Raw genomic sequence first — 25,133 nt, 5'->3', positions numbered from 1 at the left:
TCATGTGTTGGCTTGAATTATTAATTAAGGCTTTGATTTTTAATAAACTAATAGGTGTTTTTTTGCGATAAAACAGACATTGCATTCTGACTGATTATAAGCAATTTATAGGCAGTGTGTAACACTCAAAGAACACTAGCCCGTTTAATATACGTACAAAAAACAACTTGCATTTTAATCGTTAGCTTTCTAAAATCGCGCACCGAATGACGCCAACATATGAATCACTTACTTAGTCAGCTATCTTAGTGCGCTAAGGATGTATTAAAGAGGTTTTTGTGCAAGATTTAATGGCTCTTATCAGTTTGTTGTTAACCCATAAACTGTTACTAACAGCATGTATTATTATTTTAATATCAGCAATTAAGCGTTTTATTATTTATAAAATTCGTGGTGATGTGAATTTTTTGAGTGAGTCCCAACGTAAATGGATGTCGCGAACCAAAAATGGCACTTTCATTCTACTTGTCACGATCTTGTTTATCTTGTGGCAAACCGAAATTAATAAATTTGCTTTATCGGTCACCGCCATTGCTATTGCTATTGTGGTTGCCTCGAAGGAAATTATTCTCTGCTTTACGGGCTCCATTCAAAGAGCCAGTTCAAAATCATTCGTGATCGGTGATTGGATCGAAGTGGGCGCTTTATGTGGAGAGGTCATTGAACATAATTTAATGGCCACCATGATCCAAGAAATAGACTTACATCATGGCCAGTATCATTACACTGGAAAAACAGTGACCTTCCCGAACAGTACTTTTTTTACCCACGCAGTCAAAAATCTCAATTTTATGAAGCGTTATGTGTACCACAACATTACGATCACTTTGGTTGAGTTCGTCAATTTATACCCATTATTTGCGCCACTATTATTGAAAATAGAACAACATTGTGAAGATTTTCATGAAGTGGCAAGGCGTTATAATAATATTATAGAAAAGCATGCAGGCGTTGATTTACCTGGGCCAGAGCCGCACATTCATGTCAGTAGTGGGGTTACCGGAGAGCAGCATGTACACATTATGATTTTTTGTCCCACAGAGCGAGCCTCTCATTTAGAGCAATTAATTCGTCAAGATTTTATGTTTGCCTATCATGAGTCATTTGGGAAATCACCCAGCCCAACACGAGTGGATGCATTTGATGGACGACAAGCTGATGCTTATGTATCAACATGAATTTAATCAATGTTGTGAGATACTCACTCACGTAGGGTGAGTGAGTATCATCATCTAGTGATATTAATTATCGCTGTATTTGTTGCCGTAAAAGCTATCGAGCAAGATTTGTTTGAGCTCTGAGATCAGTGGATATCTAGGGTTAGCCCCTGTGCATTGATCATCAAAGGCATCTTCGGCTAGTTCGTCAAGTTTAGCCAAAAAATCCGCTTCATTGACGCCAGCTTCTGAAATAGAAGCAGGGATCCCGATGGTGTCTTTGAGGTGATCGATAGCGTTAATGAGAGCGTCGACTTTCTCTTCATCAGTATCACCAACTAAGTTTAGGTGGTCGGCAATTTTAGCATAACGACAAAGTGCTTTAGGACGATCATATTGACTAAAGGCGGCCTGCTTAGTGGGCATATCTGTTGCGTTGAAGCGAATAACATTGCTTATCAGCAGTGCATTAGCCAAACCATGAGAAAGGTGGAACTCTGCGCCTAGTTTATGGGCCATTGAGTGACAAACACCCAAGAATGCATTCGCAAACGCAATACCAGCAATGGTTGCAGCATTATGCACTTTTTCCCTTGCTACAGGCGCCGCAGCCCCTAAGTGGTATGAATCTGGCAGGTATTTGAACAGTAAATCGAGCGCTTGCAGTGCCTGCCCATCACTAAACTCGTTAGCCATCACGCTGACATAGGCTTCTAACGCATGGGTTACCGCGTCGATACCACCAAACGCGGTGAGCGATTTAGGCATATTCATCACCAGATCAGGATCGACAATTGCCATATTGGGCGTTAGCTGGTAATCAGCAATAGGGTACTTCATTCCCGTTTTCTCATCGGTAACAACGGCAAAAGGAGTGACTTCAGAACCAGTACCTGATGTGGTTGGGATCGCCACGAGTTGTGCTTTTACACCTAATTTGGGGAACTTATAGATACGCTTACGGATATCCATAAAACGTAAGGCGAGATCGGTAAAGTCAACAGTGGGGTGCTCATAAAGCACCCACATTATTTTAGCGGCGTCCATCGGTGAGCCGCCCCCTAAGGCGATGATCACATCGGGCTTGAAACTATGTGCGACCTTGACTCCTTGCTTCACAATCGCCAAGGTTGGATCTGCTTCAACTTCATAAAATACCTCAGTTTCTAAGCCTTGTGCTTTGAGAATTTTTAAGGTTTCATCACAGTAGCCGTTATTAAATAAGTATTTGTCGGTCACTATCAGCGCTCGTTTTTTATCACTAAGTTCTTCAAGTGCGATAGGCAAACTGCCACGACGGAAATAGATAGATGAAGGAAGTTTATGCCACAACATGTTTTCAGCCCTCTTGGCGACCATTTTCTTATTGATAAGGTGACTGGGTCCGACATTTTCAGAGATAGAATTACCGCCCCACGAGCCACAACCTAAGGTGAGTGATGGGGCGAGTTTGAAGTTGTATAAATCGCCGATACCGCCATGTGATGCAGGAGTATTGATGAGGATCCTCGCTGTTTTCATGCGAAAACCAAATGCAACCACTCGATCCGTTTGTACATCTTGATCTGTGTACAAGCCTGATGTATGGCCAATTCCGCCTAATGTGACGAGTGCTTCAGCTTTGTTTAACGCATCTTCGAAGCTACTGGCGCGGTACATAGCAAGTAGTGGTGAAAGTTTTTCATGGGAAAATGCTTCAGTATCTGAAATATCGTCAACTTCACCTATCAAGACCTTAGTCCGTTTCGGCACAATGATCCCAGCCATTGCAGCTATGCTAGCGGCACTTTGCCCGACAATATCGGCATTTAATCCGCCGTTTTTCAAGATAACGCTTTGCATCGCCGCCGTTTCATCTTGACTTAAAATATAGCCGCCATGATCTGCAAAGCGTTCCTTAACAACATCATAGATTTCATCAAGTACAATAACCGCTTGCTCTGATGCACATACCACACCATTATCAAATGTTTTTGACATTAAAATGGAGCTAACGGCACGCTTAATATCGGCAGTTTCATCGATAACAATCGGTGTATTACCTGCTCCCACCCCGATGGCTGGCTTACCTGAAGAGTAAGCCGCCTTTACCATACCGGGGCCGCCAGTGGCCAAAATTAGATTAATGCTATCATGTGTCATCAATTGATTTGATAACGCAACACTGGGTTCATCTATCCAGCCAATGATGTCTTGAGGCGCCCCTGCTGCAACTGCAGCATTTAGCACGATTCTAGCGGCGGTTGTCGTAGATTCTTTCGCTCGAGGATGAGGTGAAAAAATGATGCCGTTGCGGGTTTTAAGGCTGATAAGGGCTTTAAAAATCGCAGTCGAAGTGGGGTTGGTTGTCGGCACGATACCGCAAATAATACCAACGGGCTCGGCAATGGTGATGGTGCCGAAGGTGTGATCTTCACTTAAGATCCCACAGGTCTTTTCATCTTTATATTTATTGTAGATGTATTCAGAGGCGAAGTGATTCTTTATCACCTTATCTTCAATCACTCCCATAGCGGTTTCTTTGACAGCCATCTTGGCGAGTGAGATCCGCGCATCTGCCGCCGCTAATGCTGCGGCTCTGAAAATTTTATCAACTTGTTGTTGAGTAAAATTGGCAAATTCTGCTTGAGCATTTGCGACTTTCTGTACGAGGAGATTAAGTTCTTGTTCGTTTGTTACTGCCATCATGCATATCCTTGAAAAAATTTAGCGAAATGATTTTGGCTAAACATTCTCTATGAAGTAAAATAACATTCAAATATGACTATAGACCGTGATCTTTAGCACACTTTTGCGTGTAAATGTAATTGAATAACGATATTAATGACTCGCTTAGATCATTTAAAGGGGGAGGGTAAATACATAACATCAAAATGGGTGCTCCTAAATGGTGAAAATAGACGACATTATTTCATTTTTAGCGTGGTTAACCATGAGGTAAACTAGCACCTTTTTTAGGAGCAGATATAATAAAAATTAATCATGATTAGGTTTGTCATTACGTTGAGGATATCAAATTGGATTTAACATTGTACGTTAAATTTTTTCTAGGCTTAGTTGCCATTATTAATCCGATTGGATTATTGCCAATATTTGTTAGTCTAACCAGTCATCAAACAGATACCGAACGCAATCATACTGGGAAAGTGGCTAACTTTGCTGTGGTTGTTATCTTGTTGGTGACGATTATTGCAGGGCAACATATTCTGAATATGTTTAGCATTTCTTTATCTGCTTTTCGTATTGCTGGTGGTTTTTTGATTGCGATCATTGCCATGTCAATGCTTCAAGGCAAACTTGGTGAGGTGAAACGTAATCAAGAAGAAGATCGTGAATCTTCGGGGATGGAGTCTGTTGCCGTGGTTCCCCTTGCACTGCCTTTGATGGCAGGTCCAGGTGCTATCAGCTCTGTGATAGTTGCTGCTGCAGAGCATAATACATTAACCAATCTGATTGGTATGTCCATCACCGTTATTATATTTGGTATCATCAGTTTCGTGTTGTTTAGGATGGCACCGATAATTTTTAAAGTGCTGGGCAAGACTGGGATTAATGTGATCACCCGTTTAATGGGCTTGCTTATGCTGTCGATTGGCATTGAAGTGATTGCAGCGGGATTTAAAGGGTTATTTCCAAGTTTAATAGGCTGATGTCATATTGAAATAATCTCAGTCTTTTAAAGGAGGAGATTATTTCATATCGACAATAAATGTAGGCGGGCTATATGATGCACATAAAATCACAGTTCTCTGCTTAATTCTATCATTGAGCCCATTTTTGGACTAAATAAATGTTGATGTAATCTTGAGGCAAATTCATCGGTCATACCAGAGATATAATCAGCGATGACACGATGACTGTTTAATCCTTCAGCGGTCACACGGCGCCAACGTTCTTGAGTGTGTGCTGGCAGTAAACGTTCAGGATCTGACTCAAACGCCTCAAATAATTCCATCACAATCTGCTGTCCTTTGTATTCTAGCATTTGTATTTCAGGTTTACGTATCACATGTTTGTACACGAATTGTTTTAATACCTCTAACGCCTCAGCAAAGTGTTTATCCAAACTTGCATTGAAGCGCAGCAAAGGTTCAGTCAATGCCTCGTCCTCAAGTAAATCGATGGCAGTGACAAAGCCATTGACCAAGGTGCCAATCGCGTCTTTTCTCAGGTGGTGATGATGAGAGAAAAGTTTATCACCTATTACGGCAAACTCCTGACTAATCCAGCTATCTTCACTTATTTTTAATGCATTCTCGACATCGTGCTGCCATTGGTTGGAGGTGACGATACCCATAACAATGGCATCTTCAAGATCATGTACCGCATAAGCAATGTCGTCAGCTAATTCCATAATGGAACAATCAAGCGATTTATAACCTGTGCGTCTATGTTGACCTGCGCAGACGACATGACTTTGCTGGAACAGTGCTCTGTCTGTGTGAGATAACGGCGCGAGCACCCACTCTAGAATCGCGCTATCATCATCGAAAATACCTTTAACGGGTGTCCAGTCGGTAGGTTTGAGTTGGCGAAAGTTGGTGATCTCAACGGGCTTAATTTTATGATGTAGCGATGAATAAAGCGCTGGATACTTAAGGATACCAAGTAAAGTTCGACGGCATAAGTTCATGCCGTAACATTCGGTATAGGGTTCTAACCCAGTGAGAATTCTAAATGTTTGACCATTACCTTCAAACCCTCCATGATCACGCATCATGTAGTTTAATGCGACTTCACCACCATGACCGAAAGGCGGGTGACCAATGTCGTGGGCTAGACATAATGATTCAATGAGACTCATGGAATCAAATAAATCAAGATGATCAGTTTGCTTTAATTTGAGTTGGGCACGGATCCCAGTGCCAATTTGAGACACTTCGAGTGAATGGGTTAATCGAGTACGATAAAAATCATTCATCCCCACCCCCAAGACTTGGGTCTTTGCTTGCAGTCTTCTAAACGCAGCAGAATGTAGTATTCTGGCGCGATCTCTTTGATAAGGACTGCGATGATCATTACGTCGCTTTTTATCCTCGGTTAGACGTCGTTCATGCCATCGAGAGACTGTCATGATTATCCTTATTTTATCATTGGTTAAAGTAACTTATTAATGTCATCCAAGCTGAGCTTGAAACTGGGTACATAGCAGTCGATGAAATATTTAACTGCAGGATCTGGATTGTCATTCAGGGATTCAATCAAGCGTTTTCTGGCGGTATTAAACTCACTATTACCTGCACGAAGTTCTTCCAGACATTTTAAAAAAGCACAAATGGTGTCAGCAGATTTAACCAGTATTTTATAGGTGGGATCGGCATATTTACTGGTTAACAGGGGCTGGTATTGTGATGTAAATTCATCAGGCACCATGTCAAGTAATCGATGTTCTGCAATCGACTCTATCTTCTTATATTCAGCTTCAATTTCCTTGTTGAAATATTTAACGGGAGTGGGTAAATCACCGGTTAATACTTCACTGACATCGTGAAAAATTGCCACGGTTGCCGCTCTATCTGGACTGAGTTCCGTTCCAAATTTTTGATTGCTAATAATGGCGAGTGAATGTGCAACCATGGCCACTTGTAGTGAATGTTCTTGGACATTTTCGCTACGGATATTATACATGAGTGGCCAGCGTTGAATTAATTTCATCCTAGCAAGGTGGGCAAAGAGGTGACTCATGATAGGCTCCTATTTTTACTGATATAATATGATGTTACATTATCACAAGCGATCCTCGATAAGACAAATAAATATGCTAACGAAAGAAAAAAGTCACCCTTTAATAGGATTACTTGCACTGTTCATGAGCGTGTGTCGAGGTTAATTGTTATGATGTGCGACTATGTTGGCACCCTGAGGCAATAAATGAAACTTACGCGACATTCGGTTAAATTTGGTTATCTTCAAGGTCTATTTTTTGGCCAAACTGCTCAATTATGTGAGCGAGGGTTAACCATTGATGGTCAACTTTATCTTTATCCTAACTTAACCAAACGGGTTGAAATAGAAGAAGGGATGTTCACTCGTATTTTGGTATGGGGGGAAAACAGGTTTTATTTTTTTCGTTCCATGAGCACCCGCTTCTTATTTGACCATGCTGTAAGTAACAGAATGCTGTTTTGGAAAAGCGATTATTTGGCGATCTTTAACGAATTAATGGATAATATTGGCAAATTTGATCGACAAATAAGCCAGCATCAAGCGTATTTACGTCACAGTGACTGTGCACAACTGATAAAACAATATCACCGACATTCAACGTCATTTACGCTAAACAAATGTTTTGTACAATTAGGTTTCGATGCCAGTCTGCTTCATTGTAATTTGGCTAAATTCATTAAACAACCTACGCATTTTACTGATAAATATAACCAATGGTGGTTGAGCCAGCAGCTCACCATGCATCAAGCGTTATTTGATACTGTAGAAGATAATCCATTAACCTCCTTGCAGCGTCAGGCTTGCATTATCGATGAGAATAATACCTTAGTGATTGCTGGGGCTGGAACGGGTAAAACCAGTACGATGGCCGCTAAAGCCGCTTATTTAGTTAAGCAAGGTTTGGCCAAACCTGATGAAATATTGATGTTAGCCTATGGTAAAGACGCCAAAATGGAGTTAGCGCAACGGGTTAACACTAGGGTGGGATTAGAGAAGGTTAAGGTGAGTACTTTCCATGGGTTAGGCCAAGAGATTATCCAATGCTATTCAAAGCCATCAAAGCAACTGTCATTTTTAGCCACTGACGAAAAACGGTTTATTCAATTTGTTGATGAGCAAGTTGATGCCATTGTTGCCGATCCTAAAATGGCGGATCCTGTTGCTGATTATTTTGGCCGCTACCTTTATCCACATGTAAACGAGCTGGATTTTACCACTCATGATCAATATCGAACTTACCTTAATCATAATCCAATACGCGCACTTTCAGGGGATCGCGTGAGCTGTTTTGATAAATTGACTATCTGCAATTACCTCTACACCCACGGGATTAAGTTTGAGTATTCACCGGGTTATCATTTTCCTGTCAGTGAGCCGAGTCAAAAGGCGTATCAAGCTGATTTTTATATCCCAGCCTTAGATGCTTACCTAGAACATGTTGCTACCGATGAACAAGGTCATACACGAACTGCTATGAATAACGCGGCGTATAAAAAAAGTAGTGAATGGAAAATGGCTATTCATAAGCAGCATAATACGCATTTTTTACAGACGTTCAGTTGGCAAGCTGACAAAGGCATACTGGAGCAAAGCTTGGAAGCGTTATTGTGTCAGCGATGTGAAGAAATAGGCCTTGCAGAACAAAAATTTTTTATGCCTCTCTCTCCTGAGGAGGTGTTTGTGCAGGTCAAAAAATTGGGTATTTATCGTAATGTAAACCGATTAATGTCGAGCTTTTTAACCTTGTTTAAAGGGTCTGATCTTGTGTTACAAGATCTTGAATTAATGAAGGGTAAAGCTGCAAATAATCAAACGATAATGCCTTATCATCAGCTGAGATGGAAAGCATTTTTATACCTGTTCAATTGGGTGGTTGAACGTTATGAGCAACAGCTTAAGCTGCATAATACATATGACTTTTCCGACATGATAAATCAAGCCATTGAGATAACGAGTAAGGTTGATTTCCATGAAAAAACAGTCGATCGTTTTCGTTTTAAATACATCATGGTTGATGAATTTCAGGATATTTCTGCGGAGCGGGCAAAACTGGTTATTCAATTGAGGGATGCTAGCGCAGGTTGTGCTCTGTTCTGTGTGGGGGATGATTGGCAGGCCATTTATCGCTTTACTGGCAGTGATCTCAACTTAACGACGTCTTTTGAAGAGACATTTGGTGCCACTAAAGTGGTGACTTTAGATAAAACGTTTAGATTTAACGATCGAATTGAACAGGTTGCCTCTGCTTTTATTCAAGCAAATCCAGCACAAAGAACAAAAAACCTAACCACTGAGCGTTACAGTATCAATCCGGAAGTGTATTTGTTGAACAATAAAAAGCGGGTGGCGTTACAGCAAGCCTTTGACAAAATCATTTCTATTCTTGGCTCGAAACACGCAACTGTCATGGTCATTAGTCGTTTTAAAGCGTCATTACCAGAGTTAACCACCTGGAGAAAACGCCATACACAATTGAGCATTTCTAGCTTATCAGCACATGCTGCGAAGGGGAAGCAGGCAGATTTTGTGATTGTGATTGATGTTAATGATGATAAATTTGGTTTCCCTTGTAAGATAGACAATGATCCCATTCTTGACATGTTACTACCAGAACCTGATGGGTATGCCTACAGTGAGGAGCGTCGCTTATTTTATGTTGCTTTATCACGTGCGAAAAAAAGCGTGTTTATTCATGCTGAACTCAATAAAGAGTCAATCTTTTTTAAAGAATTAAGAGCGTTAGATACTGACATTACTTATTGCTAAGCGTCAGCTTATCTTCTTCTATGATGTCTTCAAGTAACGAAAAATCAAATAGAGATTCTGCTGTTATTTCTTGTTTCAGTTCAAACATCGCTTTAGTTGCTCGACGTTTGACTGAGGTCGGTGCTGGTCCTTTAAAGAACGTCAATATCTCATTGACAGCATCATTCAATGGGACCTTCGCAGCCAAAGCATCATTGGCGGTTTTGTAAATAAAAGCATTGCTTAATCGAGAGTCATAGGTTTCCATGTTGATCCCTTCAGAGTCGACAATGTGTTGAGATATTAAGTGATTATTTTTCTGGTTATACCAAGCTCTCAGTAATTTTTCATGCTGAAATCCTGTTTTTTTTATGCTTTGTTAAAGTTATAGAGTAGCTGACTCAATAGAAATTCAAATCAATTTCAGTGTATAGGTAAATTGATATCATTGTTCTCAAAAGCGTTAATTAGTGTTTTAGGGTCTGTTTATCTTTCGAGCTTTAATATTGCTCAATCTCAATGGATTTAGTGTAAGGCGTCGGATGATGCGACTTAATGGATTAAGTAAAAAGCCCGGAGTCTTTTTTGATAGCCTTGCTTTATCTTGTCTTTGAGGCAAGCTAATGCATTATGACTATACTTACAGCATTGGAAATGATAATGATTCTAGCAATAAAATCGAGGTGCGTAGTATGGCGATTGGGGATAACTCAGCACAAGAAAGTGGCGAGAGTAAGGTCGATATGGATGCCATGGGAGAATTTTTTGATGATTTTAAGAATGCCCATCAATCCTGTGATTCGGTATTAATAGACTTAGAAATCGACCCTAAAAACGATGCCCTCCTTAATTCTCTGTTTAGATCGATCCATACGATTAAGGGGAACTTAATTTATGTGGGGTTAAAAGATCTCACCCCTTTGATCCAGAGCGTAGAAGATCTCTTGGATGCTATCCGCAAAAAGCACGTCGATTACGATAGCCTCTTATGTGATATTATTTTACTGACATTAGACAGAACTGAGAACATGGTTCAATCAAGCATTAACAATGTTCCCAGTGTGTTGTCAGACAGCGATATTGATATCTTATGTGTCAATATCAGCTGTATTGCCGATGTTATTCCCGAGGATAGAATTGAATACATTAAAACGTGTTTGTTCATTCTCGACCCTAACACCCGTCTTAATAAGCCAACCAGCACTGAAATGTTACCGCCAGTGTGCCTGAAAGAGTCTCAAGCGCAATTACAAGAGAAAAGCGCAGCAACGCAAAGAGAACTCTTGGTTAATACTGATTACCTTGTTAGTGATGAAGCGGTTAGCCATAAACAAATTAATGATGTACTTGAAGAATATAATGTCGATATTGATGAGGACATTAATTTCTTTAAAAGTTTAAGCTCCCCATTAGAAAATCGCTCTTTTTATTGGAAAGGGCGCACACTGCGTTTATTAATATTAGCTTTAGCCATGAATGAAAATTCGGGCAAGCGTGTTAATGTCACTCAGTTGACGGCGGCAGTGTTAATGCATGATATTGGGATGTCATTTTTGCCTTGGTCTTTGATTGTCAATACTGGTGCATTGAGTGAACAAGAAAGGCAAGCATTGCATCGCCATCCTGAATTAGGCTATCAATTATTAAAAGAATCTAACAAGTGGATGGCAGCGGCGCAAATGGTTCTGCAACACCATGAGCAAGTAGACGGATCCGGTTATCCGAATCAATTAACAGGTGATCAGATTTGCGATGGAGCGAAGATCCTCGCCATTGCTGATACCTTCGATGCGCGATCTCATGAACGCGCCCACCATACGTTACTCAAACGGCCATTGGTTCGTACCATGAACGAAATCAATAACTTTTCAAAAACACAATTTGACCCATTTTGGGTTGAGGTCTTTAATCAGGTAGTGCGAGGGGTGGGTAAAGTCTAAGAATGGCATATCATTGCTGCAAACGCGGTGTGAATGCAGCGGTTATGATAACTTTATTTGGTCACATTCACTTTGAATCCGCAACAGGCGCATAAGATTTAACCCAGGCTTCAAACTCCTCTGCTGGTAAAGGTCGACTGATTGAATATCCTTGGATAGAATCACACAGTTCATGTTGCAAAAATTCTCTTTGGGCAAGGGTTTCTACGCCTTCAGCAATGACATTCATACGCAATTTATGCGCCAATGCAATAATGCCTGATGTGACGGTCGCACTGTCTTCATCATCAGGAAGATTACTGATAAATGAATAATCAATTTTGAGCGTGTCTACCGGAAATTTGGTCAAATAACTCAGTGACGAATAACCGGTTCCAAAATCATCAATAGCCACAGAGATGCCTAATTCTTTTAAGCCGTTAAGCAGCTCAAGGCACGCTTCAGATTCAACCGCCATGACACTTTCTGTCATTTCCAATTGAATATATTTTGCGGGCAGTTCGTGTGTGTTAAGGCATTGCTTGATGTGGGTGAGTAGATCCGTTTCTTGCATTTGCTTGCCAGAGAGGTTGATGGCAATAAATTCGATATTAAGTCCTTTATTGAGCCATTTTTTCATCTGTTGGCAGCTGCTATTGAGCACCCATGCACCTAAGGCTAAAATTAAGCCAGATTCTTCAGCTAAAGGGATAAATTCATCCGGTGGCATTAATCCCCGTTCCGGATGATTCCATCTGACTAAGGCTTCAACACCGATTAATTTACCACTATTGAGTTCAATTTGAGGCTGGTAGTGTAAAGTTAATTCATCTTTATCAATGGCTTGACCTAAATCTCGTTCAAGTTCAATTCGGCGGACAAGTTCAGCTTCCATACCATATTCATAGAATTGAAACTGATTCCCCCCGCGGGACTTTGCACGGTACATGGCGGTGTCGGCATGTTTCATTAAGGTGTTAATATCTTGGCCGTCAGAGGGGAACACCGCGATCCCCACACTTGCAGGTGCGCTAACGGCTTTATTTTGAAATGTAAATGGTTCGGCGAGCAATTTACAGATTTTGTTAGCGACTTTGGCTGCGATAGCAGACGTTTTGATGTCTTCTAATAAAATGGTGAATTCATCTCCACCTAACCTAACAACCAAGTCATCTGTTCTGACGCAATGGGTGATGCGCTTGGCTACGGCCTTGAGTAACATATCTCCCACGTCATGACCTTGGGTATCATTGATAAATTTAAATTTATCTAAATCGATAAACATAAGGGCTAACATGGTTTTATTTGACTTACTTCGGTTTAGACCCTCGGTGAATTTCTCCATAAATTGGGTGCGATTAGGCAAATTTGTCAGGGGATCATGGTAGGCAAGCTGGTGTATATTTCGTTCGGCTTGAGTCGCGCGAACCAGATGAGCCACCCGTTTTTTCAACACATGCAGGTTGACGGGTTTAGGAATAAAGTCCGTGGCACCATGTTCGAACGCCATATTGATAATGGCTTCATCGTTAGAGGCTGTGAGCATTAACATTGGCGGCTTAAATGTGGATTGCAGTTTTAAAATGAGGCTCATGGCTTCAAAGCCATTCATCTCATCCATCATGGCGTCCATTAGAATCAAATCGGGCATTTTTTGTTCACATTTTGCCAGTGCGATTGCGCCATTAGCTGCTTCTTCAATGTAGTAATTATCTTGTTCTAGACAGCCCTTAAGGCTTAATCTGGTGCTTCTATCATCATCAACAATTAATACATAGGGATGCCCCGGTGTGACATTTTTCGAAGGGATGACCTTGTCCACCTCAGGGGATTGTTGATTGCTGACCCCATTGACCTCATCATTTAACGAGGCTACAACCTGAATAAAATCTTGTTTGAGTTGATGAAGCAAGTTGCGTTGTATGGCTTGAGTTTGCTCATCGGCGGCGATTTGTAGTGTATTTGAGATAGCGGCGAGTCCATTAGCGCCCAATGTGGCTGAACTTCCTTTAATAAGGTGGCTTAAATCGCGTATTTTTTTACTATCTTGCTCTTCTATTGCGGCTTGTAATTGGATGATACTTTGTGGCGTGTCTTCCAAATATGCACGGACCAACAGAATAAAGGTTTTGCCTGTTTGTTGACGCAAGTGTTCCATGACCGAGTGGTCGACGCTCGCTTGCTGATCTTCAGGTGGATGCGCCATTAACGAAGTATTTTGATCACTTTCACTGTCAGACATTAGGCTTGATTTATTGTTAGCGCTTGCCGATTGGTGCCATTTATCCAGTTTACTTTTTAATGAGGCGACACTGACAGGCTTAGCGAGAAAATCATCCATGCCAATTTTTAAACAGTGCTCTTTGTCACTCTCACTGACATCGGCTGTCATGGCGATAATGGGAAGATGTTCACCATCAAGTTCACCTTGCCTAATTTTTTGGGTGGCTTCGTAGCCATCCATAATGGGCATATGACAATCCATAAAAATCATTTTGATGTCGGGATCGGGTAACAATTGCAATGCCTCTTGACCGTTGGAGGCGATGATAGGCAGATAGCCCAGCTTTTCCAGCATAGCAATGACAACATATTGATTGGATTTATTGTCTTCGACGACTAAAATGTCCCCCTTACTGTGTTCTATTTGTAAGCTCGTATCTAACTCTTCAATTGGCATGTTTGATGCGAATGCGTCACTTGGCGAATGAGATAAAAGTGAGGTGATGGCCGCAAGGAGTTGTTTATCACTTAATTCAAGAGGCAAATAATACCGTTTTGATTGGGTAGGCTGAGGCTGTCGCCATTGGGGCGTCATGATGATTGTTGGGGGTTGCTCGTTGGTCGGTATGTTGCTGAGCGCCTGATATGCGTTAGCATTATGATGCGTCTCTGCGTTATAAATAATAAAGAGTGAGTAAGCCGGTAAGTTCGCGGTGACTTGATAGAGTTTTTCTAACGCTTGGTCCATGTTATTGACAAGGGTAAGTTCGTATCCAAGCGTTGTTAATTTTTCATGTATAGTGGGTATGTTAGCGTCATTTTTTAAGATTAATACCTTAGGGCTTGCAGGAGATAGACCTTGCTGGGCACCTTGTCCTCGATATGGATCGCAGTTGAGAGTTAGGGTCATCCAAAAATTACTGCCACTGTCTACTTGGCTTTCTACTCCCATTTCACCGCCCATTAACCCCACCAGTTGACGCGATATAGCCAGTCCTAATCCCGTGCCACCATAGAGACGAGTGGTAGAACTATCAGCCTGAGTAAAGGCTTGGAAAATGGCACGTTGTTGTGACTTTTTAATGCCTATTCCTGTATCCATGACTTCAAATTTTAACTGTATATGTTGTGTATTTACCTCTAAAACAGTGACATGAATCGATAAACAGCCATATTCGGTAAATTTGATGGCATTGCCCACAAGGTTAATCAAAATTTGACTCAATCGATCAGGATCGGCTTGTACGGTTAGTGGTAATCTAGGGTCGAGTTCAGCACCAAGTAACAAGTGTTTTCCTTGTACTTGTACGCTCAGTAGTTCGATGACATCTTGTACAAGTGTTGCGATATTAACGCTGTCGAGATGCAGTTGCACTTTAGCTGACTCTAATTTACTGAAATCGAGAATATCGTTAATTAACCTCAGCAGATGTTCACCTGAGCTTCTGGCTATTTTTAGGTAATGCTGCGCTTTAAGTTGCACACCTAGGTTTGAGATCAACTCCATCATACCGAGTATGCTGTTCATGGGCGTACGTAATTCATGACTCACACTGGCAACAAATTGCCCTTTGAGCAGAGCTGATGCCAGTGCGCTGTCTCTTGCACGTTCGAGTTCCTGTTGACGGGCTTGTAATTCATCCATCATGGTATTAAATGCTTTTTCCATGTGAATAATATCGCTTGGGCCTTGCAGCTCTGCTCGTATGTCGTATTGACCATTCTCAGCTTCTAGCATTCGATCTGATAGAGATTTAATGGGCCTGGTGACCCTATTGGTTAACCAAAGCAAAAATATTAGCAGTAATAAGGCCAGTAAACTCGAGGTGATAAGGTTCGTCAGCAATATATCTCGACTCATCGCATCGAGATTTAGCTTGCTTTTAATGACGTGAACATAGCCAATATGTTCAGGTGCTGTTTTATCAATTTTATCGGTGGTAAAAGGTGAGTGGGTGTCTGGATCGACCGCACGACCAGAATAAACGGGTAGGGAGAAATCCCAAAATTGGTCATTTTCTCTGGTACTAATGCCATCAGTGGAGACCACTACGTTGTTGTGCTTAGCAATAATGGGGATGCCAGCTAATAAAAGGGGGTGATTGTCGGTGGTGAACAGTGAGGCACCGACGATATCTGGAAATCCTAAGCTGTTATCTGCCGCTTCTGTAGCGGCCTCTTCACTGTGATAAAGCAGGGCGAGGGTACTTTGGCGAGCTAGATTTAGGGCTATCTTATGGCCTTCCTCTATCATGCTCTGTTCAATGGTTTTGAGTGAGGTGCTGGCGGTAATAAGGGAAGTGATGATGGCTAATAATATAATGCCTAAAGTAAAGGTATAGGTAAGCTGTTGCCTAAAACTGAGCTTGACGAGTAAGAATGCAGAGACTCTTTTTATGACTGGCATATCAATTTCCTTATTAACTCAACCGTTATGGCCGTTACCGCAATGGATAAACAAGACCAAAATCTTGTTGCTTTGCCTTATTAAAATATAAACCAAGATGCTTAGCTGTGCGTTGATTTATCGCAATTAAGGTGTCTGTGAGTAAGATCACCGCTGGTGGATCATTGGGATGAAGTAAAGTTTTGCTCAAGAGTTTAGCCAAACTTTTTCCCATGGCATGATTATCTGGATACATAGCAAATAGGGCGCCACGTTTAACATCAGCCAGACTATTAGAGAAAACGGTTAAGTTTTTTTCCCAAGCCTGTTCTAAAATATTTGCCATGATGGCAGGGTCCATAATCGCCTGATCGGACACTAACCATAACGCTTCTGTCTTGTGATCCAGAGTCTTAAGTAAGTCTCGATACTGAGTGGCTGATTCCGCTAAATCTTTTGCTTTATGTAACATTAGCGTGATCCCCACAGCCTCTGCTGATGTTATCCAAGGCTGCAACCACTGTTGTTTATTTGGGTGTAATATAAAATGGACTTTATTGATGTTAGGCACTAACGAACTCATTTCTTGCATGACGGTTTTAGGGGAGGGAAACATCGAGATCCCATTAAGTTCACCGGGCTTGGCAGCCATTTTCACTGCACCCACAATCACCGTTATGTCCTTTTTTAGTTGCTTAGCGATAGATAACCCTTTATTGCCTAAGGTGATAACGCTTGATATTTGATGCCTAGCTAGCCATTTGTTGACGTCATTAATAGGGGTACTGTTGGTTAATTTAAACACCTTAACCTGAGCGCCATATTCAGCTTCGATACCTGAGGTAATATTGACAAAAATTTGATTGTAAGGCTCTCTTATCTCAGGGTAAAGCACAGCAATAGGATTGGAGGATGCACGCGCATCCGTGAGGGTTAATAGCCCACAAACGGTGAGGAAAATACGGAGTATTCGCCTGTTAAAGTACTGCTTTGCCATTATCATTGACTTTAAAACTTAACATAGAGCTGGGCATACATATTTCTTCCTTCAAGAGGGAGATCATTGGGGATTGACGCCTGTGGTATCGACCAGACGCTCGGCTCACGGGCATCACTATCAGTGACATTGCGCATGATGATATCCGCCCCCCAGCCTCCCGATGTCGATTCATAGTGCAGTGTTATGTCGAGCACGGCATAATCTGCTATCTGGTCACGATTGTCATAAGGCTCTCGTGCTCGAGACATGATCCAATTAACTTGATTATGCAAGCTGATGTTGTGAGTGATGGCCCAATCGAGCGCTAAATAGAGTTGGCTTTCAGGCACCAGTGCTATCTTGTTATTGGTGGACTCATCGATGGATTCTTGCCAGGCATAATTGGCGTTCACTTTCCAGCGTTCGCTTATGGCCCAATCCATGTCAAGCTCAATTCCTTTGCCTGTTTGATGGCCCATATTTTTAGCTGTTTTAGTGCTGCCATTTTCATCTTGAGTAAACTTGATAATATCTTGCCAGTCATAATAAAATAGGTTCAACGCTAATTTAAGATCCGTTGTGGCGCGATAATCAAAAGCCAATTCGTAACTGGCGAGTGTTTCAGGTGCCAAGTCTGGATTGCCTAACACAACCGGATTATTAATGGCTTGGGTTTCTGCAAAAGAAGGGGTTCGAAAAGCTTGACCGTATAGCGCTTTGGTTGTGAGTTTTTGGCTCGTTGACCACACCAATGCCAACCTAGGGTTGGTGCTATTGCCAAAATCAGAATAGTCATCAAAACGTAAACCTGTGGTTAGCTCCCAATCATCCGCTAAATACCAGACATCTTGGACATAGGCATAAATATTGGTTCTGTCGCCTTCATTCATATATACATAGGGTGAATCACTGACATCGACAACAGGGCTGCCAGGGGGTAACATGCTACCTGTGATGGGATCGGGGCCGAAATTCTTACTTTCTTTCACTTTATACAGATCGCTAAATGTATACCCTAAGCCAAAACGAAGTTGATGTTGCTCAAGCCTTGAATATATTGCGGTTAAATTGCCGCGATAATGACGTTCGAAAGATTCTGGGTTGCCAATTAATCCATCTGGATACACGCCCCCTAAACCAAGAAGGCTCAAGTCACTGCCGGCAGGGAAAAGACGCAGATCATTGTCGGTTTCAATACTGGTTTGCAAATAGCTCATTTGTGCTTGAAGATCCCAAAAGTCTGCCAGTTCATCATTGCGATACGTTAAATCGGCATTGTATCGATTGCTTTTCCAACGATTACTAGGGTCGAGTGATTCAGCCCCTCCTACGCCATTGCCCCAATCACGCCTAAGCTGCATGCCGCTGCGAAGCTGCCAATGGCCATTGGTGATATCCAAACGAGCATCAATATTTTCACGGGATAAACTGACGCTGCCGGGGGCATTGGACACTTGAGTTCCCGTGATAGCATCAAGCAAAGATTGGCGATCTAAATCAATCACTTCATCCTGCCCGTCAGTGTTGTGGATCTCAAGCACTAAACCGACACTGAAATCTTGCCAATCAAAGCCTATTTTTGCCCACGCATCTTGGGTATCAAAACTGCCGAGTCTGACGCCGAATTCATTTTCAGAGATGTCATGACCAGAAAGCGTCACAATGTTGATCACGCCAGCAAAAGCATCGGCACCATAAAGGGCTGAGCCTGGACCGCGGATCACTTCGATTCTTTTTATGGCGTTAACTGGCATTCCCCCCCAAATCAAACTGCGATCACCTTGAAATAAATTACTGATAGGAATGCCATTAATTAATACCAACACTTGTGGATTATAAGCAGACTGTATACCACGGAAGGTATAAATAGGGTTATAACCTAACGCACTACGGCTGACATGAAGTCCTGGAACGGTTTCAAGTAGCTCATCGAGATCCGTGGCGCCGCTGATTTGAATATCCCGTGCACTGATAACCGTTGCGACGGCCGGGGCTTTAGCTGTCGTCTGCAGATTGCCAGTGGCGATGGCAATCATTTCAGTATCGCCATAAAGGTCTAGTAATTCATCCTCTTCAATATTCTCACTCAGTGTTTGGGCTTGCACTAAGTTCGCAGCAACTAACAAGCTTAACATTAGCATCTGTGAGCCGCATTTAATGTGTTGTTTCATATTCATCCTTATACCGAAGGGTAACAACCAATACTGGTTATCCAACTCGGTATGCTACGATTGCCATTGCCGTGATGTTGGGCCGATGTAATGGATCCGAGTACAACGCAGTGGAAAGAAAGCCGCCGCCGGATGTTTAGCCGCATCGATTGCGCAATGTAAGATCCCAGCGCTAAAACACAGTACCCCATACTCGTAGTGTTCGCGAGGGGTTAGGCCTTGATCAGCACTGAAGCCTGCCATGAGTCCCACGACATTCATTTGCAGTGTTTGGCCCATATCGGCCAGTGTTTGTTCTATGGTAAAGGCGAGCGTGAGCATGGGGCCTTTATCGAATCCAAGCTCTGCGGCTAACGTCATTAATGGCTCGATCCGCTCATCACGGGCAGCAATAGGGCGCCCATAACCTGGGAGTTGTGCAACAGAACGATTTTTCCCGCTTGCAGGTTTCGTCAAACTGGCATGTTGTGCGGTCAGTTTTTTTTGTAAAATATCCCTCAGGCTCATTTGCTCTTGCTGTAATTGATGCGAAATGGCCAGTAGTGACTCCATGGCGGCCATGAGGGGTTGGTAACCATAAATGACGGCTTCAGACACGGCAATACCAGCACCGACTCCCAGAGTTGTCGAGCTGCGAGCGGTTCCTGCTAATGCGCCAATGCGATTATTCCACAGCCTTGGATCGGGAAAACTGGCCGCAAGGGCCCAGATCCCATCAAATAAACGGATCTGTCGACTGTTCGGCACCTTGCCTGTGATCCCATAGAGTAAAAGTCCCATCCAAGGCAGTGCCGCTAAATCTTTATGCATGTCTTGCCCACGAAATACCACGCGCTCGCCTGGGTACCATGCACCGAGTTCTGTTGTCCAATTTTCCTCCCAAGCTGCCAATGTGTGGGGGGGATCTGCCTGAAACGTTCTGAATGTATTATTCATCAATCTTCCTTTGCACTGGGCTCATGGATCCGCTTTCCATTAATTTAATGCCTTGTGGATGAAAAGGATAATCTCGCCACCCGCGTCTATGTTGCTCAAGTGCATGAGCGGCTGCGCCGGGTAAACGCAGCAGTAAATAAAGCAGCTCTGATTGCTGTGGGTCGAGTGCTAGCTGAGTAAAGGTGGCCGCAACGATGCCCGTCATACTCAGCGGTCGCTGACAGGCTTGCTCTAATGCGTGCCGATGCAATAACAGCCAGCTGAGAGTCGATTCTGTCGGCGCATCAGTGATATTGGCTAAATGTTCAAGGGTTTGCAGGGTTGGTGCTGCACAGTGAAGTCCGTGGAGGGAAAATCCAGGTGCATGGGTTAAGGTTGGCCAAGTACTGTGATCATGACCATTGTTTTCCAATTGGAAATGCAGATACGTCTTTTTCGTTAGCATATGCTGCCACAGGGCAAGATCTTGACTACATCGCTGCCACATGGTGACGGCATGGTAAATCTCCTGACCTCCATTGAGTTGTCCAGCCCCTACGGCAAGTGCCGCCATTAAACAAGATGCAAAGGTTGATCCTCCCGCCGCTGCTGACATCGCTGCTTGGACGCTGTGATCTCTGGGGCCTGCATTGGCAATGGCGACGGCCAAATCGTTTAATAGTCTGGCTTGATAAGGGCTTGGCTGTTGCTGCTGAAACAATAAATACAGATACTCTATCCAGCTGGCTTTACCGAGCATATCTTCAAAAACATTAAATCCGGCACACACACAGGTTTTAGCCACGAAAGGATCATGCTCATCGGGGATCTCTTGCCAGATCTCTGTCGTAATGGGCTCCATTTCCTGTTGGGATTTCATTTGTACTCCTTGTTTCTATCCATTTTAACCATTACTGAGTTGTTTTATGCGTGCTGAGATAGGCGCAACGGCATCAATGTCGATATACACATCGAGTAACGTTGGCCCCTGAGATTGACAAATTTGTCGAATAGGCAGTAAATGCATGTCTTCTGTGGACTCAATACGGTAGCTTGCAGCCCCCATCGAAGCGGCAAAGGCGGCAAAGTCGACATAAGGTAATGCTGTGCCTATCGCGCCAGCATGATTCAGTTTTTGCCCCTGTTTGACCATGCCCAATGACGAATCGTTAAGGATCACAAAAATGATGGGGAGTTTATGCTGTACTGCTACCGTGAGTTCTTGACCACTCATTAACATGCTGCCATCGCCAGTAATGCAAACCACCGGCTGATTTGGCTCTGCCAGTGCGACCCCCACGGCACAGCCTATTGCCCAGCCCATGGAAGCAAATTCGAGGCAAGCACGGAACAGTCCGCCTCTGGCATCACGATCTCCCTGCATACGACGATCAAATGGGTGAAGATAATGAATAGCCCACGCAAAACTGGCTCCAGTATCGGCGAGATAACGGGTATCAGGTGGGAACAACTCGGTCAAGTCGTGCATTAATCGTGGCGGAGTGATTGGTTTTTTACAGTCTAAAAACGCCGCTTCATCATCGAGAGTAAAAAAGCGCTGGGTGGGATCGAGCACATAACTTGAAGGTAAAGGGAGTTCATATTGTTGAACTAATGCTTTATAGAGGCGATCAAACACGGTTAAAATACGTCCTCTGACATGTATTTTAGCCATGGTGGTATGGATAAAGTTAGCCTCTTGCTCATCAATATGTATGACCTTCGAATTGAGCAATAATTCGCGGGTACATGCCCATTCACTCAGTACGGTACCAATACAAACAATGGTGTCTAATGATTGATCATGTAAACAGTCGACAGCGCTCTGATGACCAGCAAAGCCTATGATCCCTTTAAATTTTGGATGATAAGCGCTGATCAGTCCTTTTCCATGGGGGGTGGTGAGCAAAGTTGCCCCCAGTAAATGCGCCGTCGCTAATATGGACCCAATTGCTTCACTTGCCCCTTCTCCAATGACAAACACAATATTTTTATCAGGCGTTAATTCCAACATCAATTCATCGAGTGCGACGTTATCCATTAAAGAAGGCTTATTCAGTAGAGTCCTAATATCAAATCTTTCTCTATTAAGGGGGGTAGGGCTGCGAAATATATCTAAAGGAATGCTTAAATGTACTGGGCCTGAAGGCGAAGCAAAGGCGGTCATTAATGCGGCAGCAAGTTTACGTTCAAACTGCTCAGGATGCGAGATTAAGGTATTATAACGGGTGCAATGCTCAAACATGGCAACGGTATTGATACCGGTGCAGGAAGATTCCTGAAATGCCCCTTTACCAAAAGAGGTAAGCGGGGTTTGGGCCGTGATGATCAACATGGGGATTTTGTTGGCGTAAGCAGACGCAACGCCGGTAATTAAATTGGTGCTCCCAGGCCCTGTGGTTGCGCAGCAAACACCCAACTTTCCCGTCCTGCATGCGTAACCATCGGCCATGAAGACTGCCCCCGTTTCGTGACGAGCGATAATGGCTTTAGGGATGTGGCTTGTCCCATGGCATCGATTACGTGCCAATGCATTATATAGGGGTTCGATAGCGCCACCTGGAATACCGAAGACAAAGTCAATGTCCAATGAGGCAAGATACTGTAAGAGCAAGTCTGCAAGATCTAATGGAGCCTCTGCTGTAGGAATAGTTATTGGGAGGCATGCATTGGAAAGTTGCTCATTAAGCTCAAATGAGTCTATTGCTTCAGAATCGTCAGAATCATTATCCATTACAACTCTCCTTTTGTGTTTGGAGGAGCAAAATAGATTAAAAACAATCTTTTTCCTCACGCATAAGCGTAGTCAATATTCAGTCAATGAGGGCATTTTTGGATGGTTTTTATGCTATAGATTCAGTTGAATAGGGTATTTATCAGGTATGTTACTTGGGTGGATAGTAGTTCGGTAATTGGTATTTTATTGTTTATAAAGAGAAAATTTGTCATTTGAGGATGTTTGTATGAGGTGGAAATATATTGATAGATGAGGGCTTAAAAATAGTAATAACATCTACTGTTAGCATCGATAAGCAGAAAGAAGGGGAAAATGTCTCTTGATGTGGCGTAGGCATAAAGAGGCTTTTTAGCATCTTTATGCCTGTTTTTTTTGGTTATTATTTGGCTTTAGCTTGGCTAGCTAAATACTCATTGAATGTGCCGTGAAAGTTTATGAGCTTTTTATCTTTGACATCGATGATGTGCGTTGCCAGTGATGAGACAAATTCACGGTCGTGACTCACGAACAATAAGGTGCCTTCAAAGAGCTTTAATGCATTATTTAAGGCTTCAATGGCTTCCATGTCCATGTGGTTCGTGGGTTCATCCATCACTAGAACGTTAATGTCTTGCATCATTAACTTACCAAATAACAGACGGTTTTTCTCACCACCAGAACAGTTACGGGCTTTTTTATTGGCATCATCGTCAGTAAACAGTAAACGGCCTAGCATGCCCCGCACCATAAGATCATTATGCTTAGGTGTGCGCCATTGAGACATCCAGTCAAATAGAGTCAGATCGTTATCAAAATCGAGACTGCTATCTTGAGGGCAATACCCAATAGCGGCATTTTCAGACCACTTGATAACGCCTTCATTATGGCTAAGCTCATCGACTAAACAGCGAAGTAAGCTTGTTTTACCAACCCCATTCTCACCAATAACGGCTAGCTTAGCACCGGCTTCAAGAATTAAATTTCCTCCTTGAAATAGCAGCTGATCTTCGAATCCATGGCCCAGCTCTTCAATCACCAAGGCTTGACGATGCATTTTTTTACTTTCATCAAAGCGTAATGAAGGGGTCATACGGCTCGATGATTTAACTTCATCTAAGCTTATTTTATCTAATTTTTTAGCACGTGAACTCGCTTGCTTGGCTTTAGAGGCATTCGCGCCAAAACGATTCACAAAATCCTGTAGTTCGGCCATTTCAGCACTTTTTTTAGCATTACCCGCTAATAATTGCTCTTGAATAAGACCTGAAGCTTCCATGAAGTATTCGTAGTTACCAGGATAAATACGCAGTTCACCATAATCAATATCGGCCATATGCGTACAGACAGTGTTTAAAAAATGTCGATCATGAGAAATGATGATCATGGTACACTTACGTTTGTTGAGTTCTTCAGCTAGCCAATTAATGGTGTGGATATCCAAGTTATTGGTTGGCTCATCGAGCAGCAATATGTCTGGATTTGAAAAGAGGGCTTGTGCAAGCAAAACACGCAATTTCCAGCCAGGTGCCACTTGCTGCATTAATCCAAAATGGAAACTTTCTTCGATACCGGCTTCGAGTAAGATTTCACCGGCACGACTTTCGGCGCTATAGCCATCCATTTCAGCAAATTGACTCTCAAGATCGCCGACTCTCATGCCATCTTCATCACTCATTTCTGGTAGCGCATAAATATTATCGCGCTCTTGCTTCACTTTCCACAACTTAGCATCGCCCATGATCACAGTGTCGACCACACTGTATTGCTCAAAAGCGAACTGATCTTGGCTCAAGGTACCGACTTTTAGGCCCGGTGTAATTGAGACATTACCTGAACTTGGCGCAAGCTCACCACTGAGGATTTTCATGAATGTGGATTTACCACAACCGTTTGCACCGATTAACCCGTAGCGGTTGCCGTGTCCAAATTTAGCTGAAATGTTTTCAAACAGAGGCTCAGCACCAAACTGCATTGTGATGTTCGCGGTAGAAATCAAAGACGTGTTCCCAGGTGTTAATTAGCAGGTTAATTATTTGACTAAGCTCGCATAAAAAGTGAGGCCAAAATAAGACGTGCATATAGCGTAAATTATCAGGTCGCGTATTATACAGATTTAGCCGCTAGTATGTCGAGTTAATTACTCAAGTATTCGAGTCGTTTTGGAGATAAGGGCCTCAGTCACACTTTTTAGCGTTTATCTCTGTCCTCAAAATGGCAATAAAATGCAGCTTTATCCATAAAAAAGACATTTCGAT

The 25,133-nt window shown here is 42.6% G+C and carries 15 protein-coding genes; 4 read left to right on the top strand and 11 right to left on the bottom strand.

Going from position 1 to position 25,133, the window contains the following annotated elements:
* Positions 1-290: 290 nt before the first annotated feature.
* Complete coding sequence (locus HQQ94_RS12815; RefSeq protein ID WP_217274178.1) at positions 291-1,178, top strand: mechanosensitive ion channel family protein; 888 nt, start codon at positions 291-293, stop codon at positions 1,176-1,178.
* Positions 1,179-1,241: 63 nt separating this feature from the next.
* On the opposite strand, the gene adhE is transcribed toward HQQ94_RS12815, so the two are convergent.
* Positions 1,242-3,842 carry a bifunctional acetaldehyde-CoA/alcohol dehydrogenase gene (adhE, locus tag HQQ94_RS12810; protein ID WP_173296636.1) on the bottom strand — a complete coding sequence of 867 codons (2,601 nt, stop codon included), beginning with the start codon at positions 3,840-3,842 and terminating at the stop codon, positions 1,242-1,244.
* A gap of 332 nt (positions 3,843-4,174) precedes the next feature.
* Here adhE and HQQ94_RS12805 point away from each other — a divergent pair, with 332 nt between their 5' ends.
* On the top strand, positions 4,175-4,807 hold the full coding sequence (locus HQQ94_RS12805; protein ID WP_173294789.1) for a YchE family NAAT transporter: 633 nt from the start codon (positions 4,175-4,177) through the stop codon (positions 4,805-4,807).
* Between the two features lie 89 nt (positions 4,808-4,896).
* On the opposite strand, the gene HQQ94_RS12800 is transcribed toward HQQ94_RS12805, so the two are convergent.
* Both HQQ94_RS12800 and yfbR read right to left on the bottom strand, forming a co-directional pair.
* Positions 4,897-6,231: an anti-phage deoxyguanosine triphosphatase gene (locus HQQ94_RS12800; protein ID WP_173294788.1), complete on the bottom strand. Its 1,335-nt coding sequence runs from the start codon at positions 6,229-6,231 to the stop codon at positions 4,897-4,899.
* 23 nt (positions 6,232-6,254) lie between these two features.
* Positions 6,255-6,842, bottom strand: a complete 588-nt coding sequence (gene yfbR / locus HQQ94_RS12795; RefSeq protein WP_173294787.1) for a 5'-deoxynucleotidase — start codon at positions 6,840-6,842, stop codon at positions 6,255-6,257.
* Positions 6,843-7,028: 186 nt separating this feature from the next.
* On the opposite strand from yfbR, the gene HQQ94_RS12790 reads away from it, so the two are divergent.
* Positions 7,029-9,590, top strand: coding sequence for a UvrD-helicase domain-containing protein (locus HQQ94_RS12790; RefSeq protein ID WP_173294786.1), 2,562 nt, complete (start codon positions 7,029-7,031; stop codon positions 9,588-9,590).
* Here HQQ94_RS12790 and HQQ94_RS12785 read toward each other — a convergent pair.
* Positions 9,577-9,837: a hypothetical protein gene (locus HQQ94_RS12785; RefSeq protein WP_173294785.1), complete on the bottom strand. Its 261-nt coding sequence runs from the start codon at positions 9,835-9,837 to the stop codon at positions 9,577-9,579. The genes HQQ94_RS12790 and HQQ94_RS12785 overlap by 14 nt on opposite strands.
* Before the next feature lie 424 nt (positions 9,838-10,261).
* Between HQQ94_RS12785 and HQQ94_RS12780 the strand changes: the two genes are divergently transcribed.
* On the top strand, positions 10,262-11,509 hold the full coding sequence (locus tag HQQ94_RS12780) for an HD domain-containing phosphohydrolase (protein WP_173294784.1): 1,248 nt from the start codon (positions 10,262-10,264) through the stop codon (positions 11,507-11,509).
* Between the two features lie 67 nt (positions 11,510-11,576).
* On the opposite strand, the gene HQQ94_RS12775 is transcribed toward HQQ94_RS12780, so the two are convergent.
* The 7 genes from HQQ94_RS12775 to HQQ94_RS12745 all read right to left on the bottom strand — a co-directional run bounded on the left by HQQ94_RS12775 (position 11,577) and on the right by HQQ94_RS12745 (position 24,874).
* Complete coding sequence (locus HQQ94_RS12775; RefSeq protein ID WP_173294783.1) at positions 11,577-16,118, bottom strand: EAL domain-containing protein; 4,542 nt, start codon at positions 16,116-16,118, stop codon at positions 11,577-11,579.
* Between the two features lie 34 nt (positions 16,119-16,152).
* Entirely contained in the window at positions 16,153-17,094 is a 942-nt protein-coding gene (locus tag HQQ94_RS12770) for an ABC transporter substrate binding protein (RefSeq protein WP_173294782.1), read from the bottom strand.
* An 11-nt stretch (positions 17,095-17,105) separates the two neighbouring features.
* A complete protein-coding gene (locus HQQ94_RS22860; RefSeq protein WP_217274036.1) occupies positions 17,106-19,247 on the bottom strand; it encodes a TonB-dependent siderophore receptor in 2,142 nt (713 codons plus the stop codon).
* 54 nt (positions 19,248-19,301) lie between these two features.
* Entirely contained in the window at positions 19,302-20,183 is an 882-nt protein-coding gene (locus HQQ94_RS12760; protein ID WP_173294781.1) for a hypothetical protein, read from the bottom strand.
* The gene (locus HQQ94_RS12755; protein WP_173294780.1) at positions 20,176-21,042 is read right to left on the bottom strand and encodes a citrate/2-methylcitrate synthase; all 867 of its coding nucleotides are present in this window, start codon (positions 21,040-21,042) and stop codon (positions 20,176-20,178) included. The genes HQQ94_RS12760 and HQQ94_RS12755 overlap by 8 nt, the downstream gene beginning before the upstream one ends.
* Before the next feature lie 24 nt (positions 21,043-21,066).
* Positions 21,067-22,896, bottom strand: a complete 1,830-nt coding sequence (locus tag HQQ94_RS12750; RefSeq protein ID WP_173294779.1) for a thiamine pyrophosphate-binding protein — start codon at positions 22,894-22,896, stop codon at positions 21,067-21,069.
* Positions 22,897-23,278: 382 nt separating this feature from the next.
* Positions 23,279-24,874: an ABC-F family ATPase gene (locus HQQ94_RS12745; RefSeq protein WP_173294778.1), complete on the bottom strand. Its 1,596-nt coding sequence runs from the start codon at positions 24,872-24,874 to the stop codon at positions 23,279-23,281.
* Positions 24,875-25,133: the final 259 nt, after the last annotated feature.

It is taken from the genome of Shewanella sp. VB17, from assembly GCF_013248905.1.
Classification (GTDB): Bacteria; Pseudomonadota; Gammaproteobacteria; order Enterobacterales; family Shewanellaceae; genus Shewanella.
Note: the sequence above shows the minus strand (reverse complement) of the source record. Positions and strands in the feature narration are given on the sequence as shown.